At 66.4% G+C, this 5,628-nt stretch carries 3 protein-coding genes; 2 read left to right on the forward strand and 1 reads right to left on the reverse strand.

The annotated features are described in order from the left end of the window. Positions 1–1,587: ISL3 family transposase (locus Q4I23_RS23675; protein WP_498527838.1), on the reverse strand; the 1,587-nt coding region annotated here is incomplete at its 3' end. On the opposite strand from Q4I23_RS23675, the gene Q4I23_RS23680 reads away from it, so the two are divergent. Next, complete coding sequence (locus Q4I23_RS23680) at positions 1,504–1,749, forward strand: hypothetical protein (RefSeq protein ID WP_498527840.1); 246 nt, start codon at positions 1,504–1,506, stop codon at positions 1,747–1,749. The two genes, Q4I23_RS23675 and Q4I23_RS23680, sit on opposite strands and share 84 nt — an antisense overlap. 239 nt (positions 1,750–1,988) lie before the next feature. Continuing rightward, on the forward strand, positions 1,989–5,628 hold a 3,640-nt coding region (locus Q4I23_RS23685), incomplete at its 3' end, for a beta strand repeat-containing protein (protein ID WP_498527839.1).

The raw sequence follows: 5,628 nt of genomic DNA on the forward strand, positions 1-5,628 counted from the left end.
GGTTGTTTGCGTCGTGCCATGCGGGGCCTCCTTCGGTCCCGAAGTTATGGCCCGTACACGAAATTTCAGACAGTCCCAGCGCGCCTGAAGGATGTCGAGCTTGCCGCGGCCATACATCTGCCCCTCGGTCTGACCGTTGGACCAGGGCAGGGTAATTGCCGCGATGAAGGCATCCCGGTCCTTGGCGATCCCGTTGGCGAAAGACGCCACCAAGCTCGCCTTGGCCCGCTGCAGCCAGGGCTCGAACTCCTCGGCGCTCTTCTTCCGGATCATCCACTGGAACGCCGCAACGATCTCGCGCACCTCGACCAGCAGCGGCACGCCGCCCTCGATCGCCGCGACCGTCACCGTCTCCGCTTTGCTCAGAGCATCCCGGCCGATGGTGAGCAAGCGCGCGATCGTCCGCGCCGCCGGCGTACGGCCGAGTGCACCGGTCTGCGCTTGGTCTGAGCGCCGGCGGCGCGTCGTCCATTCCCCCACGACACGCAGGCTGCTCCGGAACCCACTCCTCCTCAACTGGCGCCAGAGCTCCGCCGCGTTGTGCTGCCCGGCAGCCCACTGTGCATCCAACCAGGGGAGATGCAGGTCAAGCGAGCTTTCCCGGATCCGGAAGATGTCGGACCGCTGGCCGCGCACGACCTTGCGGAGGAGCTTGCGGCTGTGGCCGGTACGGCGGACGATCTCCTTGATGGCGACACCCTCCTTGGCCAGGGCGAGAATGACGCCGTTGGTCTCCTCCCGGCGCAGATAGCCCTCGTACTGAATGCGTTCCGCCGCGGTGAGCAGGGTGGGATCGACGATCGCTGCACCGATGGCGGCGCGGATCTGGCGCATCGACTTGCGCACGGCATCCAGGAAGGCATGGCTGGTGTTCTCCATGAGGTGCCAGCGGTCGGCGACCTGGATCGCGTGCGGCAGCACGGTCGAGGCCGCTTGAGCGTAGGCGCCACTGTGGTCGCGCGCCACGATGGCGATCTGCGGCTGGTCCGGCAGCCACTCCTCCGTGGTCGCCGGCTCGCGGTTAGGCAGCAGAGCGATCGTGCGGCGGCGATCGAGGTCGCAGACAAGCGTTCCGTAGCGCTGGTTACGCCGCCACGCCCAATCGTCAATGCCGATGGCTGAAGGTGGCAGGAACTCAGGACTGCCGAACCGCCGCATGGTGCGCAGGGGCGTATCCTTGGTGATCGGCACCATCAGACTCGTCCCAGCCGCGCCGCGGGGCGTCCACCGAGGGCGAGACCAGGATGATGGACGACATCGTCGAGCCGCGCCGTTCGCCTGGCCTATGGCTTCAGAACATCCGGATCGAAGCGCTCGGTAAGGATCCGGCGCCGACAGGTTGGAACATCGCAATGGAAGCGCCGCGCTTGGAGGTGCGGGCGGACGGTACGCCCCCGAGAGCGGCAGGTCGAAGAGGAGGCGCTGGTACCGGCTGTGCACCCGAAACGAGTGTCCGCCGCACGCCGGGCAGGAGCTGAACGCGGCTGCGGAGCGCACCGTGATTTGAACGGCGAGGCCGACGTCCGCCGCCTCGACGACCACGAAGCCGGGCGGCACACCCCCCGTGCAGCGATGCGACTGAGCCATGATGCTGATTCCGCTGGTGAAACCAGAGCCAGCAACAGCCCAGCACCATCAAAACTGCGACAGAGCCCCGTTTCGGTGCCGATTCACAAACCTGCCAGAAATGTTCATTTTACGTTCTATCCCGAGAAAGGGCTCTGCATTCTAAAAACCTTTGGTTTCTAATTCAATCCAATCGCGACATCTTTCCGTGTGGAGCATCCCTTCGCGGCTGATGTATGCGTGATCTCGCGGGGAGCAAGAAAATATTGAGAAAATAGGGATTTTTACGGGTGTACTTCCGCGCTTCCGACCAGTAACGCGTCACGAACGCTCCTATATACCAATAATTAGCTCTTGGTCGTGCATTGATCTGTCTGGGGCCGGTGTGTGTGCCGGCCGCGTGACGTGAGGGCTGAAAGATCGTGGCGAATCCAACCTTCACTATGATCGGCACCAACAGCTTCGGCCTTTCCGACACCGGAAGCGAGGCCGCCCCGGTGCTGGCGGATCTGGATGGTGATAGCGATCTCGACCTCCTGGTCGGCAACGCGGACGGAAACACGCTTTTCTTCCGGAACACCGGAACGACGCTGTCGCCGACCTTCACTCTGGACAGCACCAATCCCTTCGGGATCACCAACGTCAGCGCGGGCGGCGCGCTTCCCGGTCTGGTGGACATCGACGGCGACGGCGACCTCGACCTGTTCATCGGCAACCACAGCGGCAGCACCCTTTTCTACCGCAACAACGGGACGTCACCGCAGGCGCCGAACTTCTCGCTGGAAGGCACCAACCTGTTCGGCATCCAGGGCGCGGGCGGATTCGGGGCGCCGGCCCTCGCCGATCTGGACGGCGACAACGACCTCGACCTTCTGATCGGCAACTCGGCCGGCGACCTCCTCTATTTCCGCAACGACGGGACGGCGCAGGCGCCAAGTTTTGTGCTCGTCGGCACCAACCCCTTCAGCCTGACCCGCGACGCCGGCGGCTATTCGGCGCCCGTGCTGGTGGACTTCGACGGGGACGGCCTCGTCGATCTCATCAGCAAGAGTTCCATCTACCTCAACACTGGGACGACGGCGGCGCCGACCTTCGCGCTGCTCGCCGGCAACCCCTATGCGGGCCGGGCGCCGGGGGCGTACCCGCGGCCGACCCTGGGCGATCTCGACGGCGACGGCGACCGCGACATGGTGGTCGGCGTCGACGACGGCAATCTGGAGTATCTGCGGAATCTCGCGCCGGTCATCGTGACGCTGGGCGATGGCGGCAACACGATCACCCTGTCGCAGATCAACACGCTGACCGGCGGCACCGGAACCGACGTGGTGTCGCTGCTGACCATCGGGGCGACCTACACCGTCACCGGGGTCGAGACGCTGACCGGCAACACGGCGATCGACCTGGTGTTTCTGGGCAGCGGCGGCAACACAATCGAGGTGAGCCGGGTCGAGCGACTGAACGGCGGCTCGGGCACCGACGTCGTCACGCTGGGCAGCCTCGGCAATACAATCGAGGTGAGCGGTATCGAGACGCTGACCGGCGGCATCGGCAACGATTATGTGTACCTCAACGTCGGCAGCACGCTTCTGATCGAGGGCATCGAAACGCTGACCGGCAGCACCGGCACCGACATCGTGACGCTGGACGGCAGCGCCTCCACGCTGACGGTCTCGAAGCTGGAAACGCTGACCGGCACACCGGGCACCGACGTGGTGACCTTCGCCAGCGGCGGCAACAGCACGCTGGTGAAGGGCATCGAGACGGTGATCGGCGCTTCCGGCGTCGACATGGTGACGCTGGACAGCGGTGGCCGCACGCTCACGGCCCGTCTGCTGGAGACCGTGATCGGCGGCTCCGGCAGCGATCTGGTGACGATCGGCAGCGGCGGCGGCACCATGATGGTCCAGTTGGTGGAGACCGTGACGGGCTCCGCCGGCAACGACGTGGTGATTCTCGCCAGCGGCGGCAGCACCCTGCTGGTGAACGGGATCGAGACGCTGACCGGCGGCATCGGCACCGACATGGTGACGCTGGGCAGCGACGGCGGCACGCTGCTGGTCCGGCTGGTGGAGACCTTGATCGGCGGCATCGGCACCGACATGGTGACGATCGGCACCGGGGGCAGTTCGACCACGGTGATCGGGTTCGAAACGATCATCGGCGGCTCCGGCCCCGACGTGGTGAGGCTGGGTGACGGCGGCAACACGCTGTTCCTGTGGCGGGTCGAGACGCTGATCGGCGGCACCGGCACCGACGTGGTGACGTCCGGCACCGCCGGCAACACGATCAAGGTGACCGGGATCGAGTCGCTGACCGGCAGTTCCGCCACCGACAGCATCACGCTGGACTCCGGCGGGTACACCATCTGGGTGAGCGGCGTCGAAACGCTGCAGGGCCTCGTCGGGACCGACGTCGAAGTGGTGACGCTGGCCGACGCGGGCTCCACCATCTTGGTGAACCGCCTGGAAACGCTGATCGGCGGGTCCGGAAGGGACGTGGTGACGTTCTCCGCGACCGGCGCCACCATGGAGGTGAGCGGCCTGGAGACGCTGATCGGAAACTCCGGTGTGGAAAACATCACGCTCCGCGACAGCGCCGGCAGCACGCTGGCCGTGTCGCGGGTGGACACCTTGATCGGCTCCACCGGCACGGACGTGGTGACCCTCCTGAGCGGCACCTCCAACAACACCATGACGGTGAGCGGCATCGAGACGCTGTTCGGCAGCGACATCGGCGACACCGTGACGCTGGGCAGCGGCGGCAACACCCTCCTGGTGTCGCGGGTCGAGACGCTGTTCGGCGGTTCCGGCACCGACCTGGTGACGCTGGACAGCGGCGGCAACACCATCCTGATCCGGCTGCTGGAGACGCTGACCGGCGGTTCCGGCACCGACGTGGTGACGGTCGGCACCGGCGGCGGCGAGATGACGGTGAGCGGCATCGAAAGGCTCAACGGCGGCACCGGCACGGAACTGGTGAGGCTTGGCGACAGCGCGGGCAACACGCTGACGGTGTCGCGGGTGGAGAGCGTGATCGGCTCCGCCGGGACCGACGTGCTGACTCTCGGCACCTTCGGCAACACGCTGCTGGTGGACGGCGTCGAGACGGTGAGCGGCGGGATCGGCACCGACCTCGTGGAACTGGGCAGCAACGGCAACACGCTGCTGGTGAGCGGTGTCGAAACGCTGAACGGCGGTTCCGGCACCGACGTGGTGACGCTGGGCGGCGGCGGCAACACGCTGCTGGTGAGAGGTGTCGAAACGTTGACCGGCAGTGCCGGCACCGACGTGATCACGCTGGGCAGCGATGGTACCACTCTGGCGGCGACCCTGCTGGAGACGCTGATCGGTGGAGCCGGTACGGACGTGGTGACTTTCTCCCCGGCCGGCAACCGGGGGACGCTCTTCGTTTCCGGTGTTGAGACTGTCTACACACCGTTCCAAACTTTGACGCTCAACGGTATCGACACACGGATCGTGCTGCCGGCCACCCCGTCAGTCCCGGTGCTCAACCCGGCGTCGGATAGCGGAGTGGTCGGTGACGCCTTGACGAACGCGTCGCAGCCCACGTTGACGGGTACGGCCGACGCCGACAGTGTCGTGCATTTGTACGGAAACGGTGTTGAGATCGGGACAGGAACGGCCGACAGCTCCGGTGCGTGGACGGTGATCCCTGGCACGGCGCTTGCTGACGGAATCTGGACGTTGACGGCCAGGGGGACCCTATCCGGCATCGTGGGCGGGGTTTCGGGGCCTCTCCTGGTGACGATCGACACCGGCGCCTCGTCGCCAACCGCTTTGGCACTGGCGGCTTCGTCGAACAGCGGGTCGACGGCGGACACGCTGACGAACGTGACGGCGCCGGTGGTCACCGGCAGCGTAGCCGAGGCTGGCGTCGTGGTGCTGTACGAGGGGACGACGGCTCTTGGCACGGTGACCGCTGCGGCGGCCGGGGCGTGGAGCATCACCGCGGCCTCGCTGAGCAACGGTGCGCACACGTTGACCGCCACGGTGACCGACGCGGCGGGCAACAGCTCCTCGGCATCCGCGGCGCTGACCGTGA

The sequence above is a fragment of the Azospirillum sp. UFLA03-27 genome (assembly GCF_059803775.1).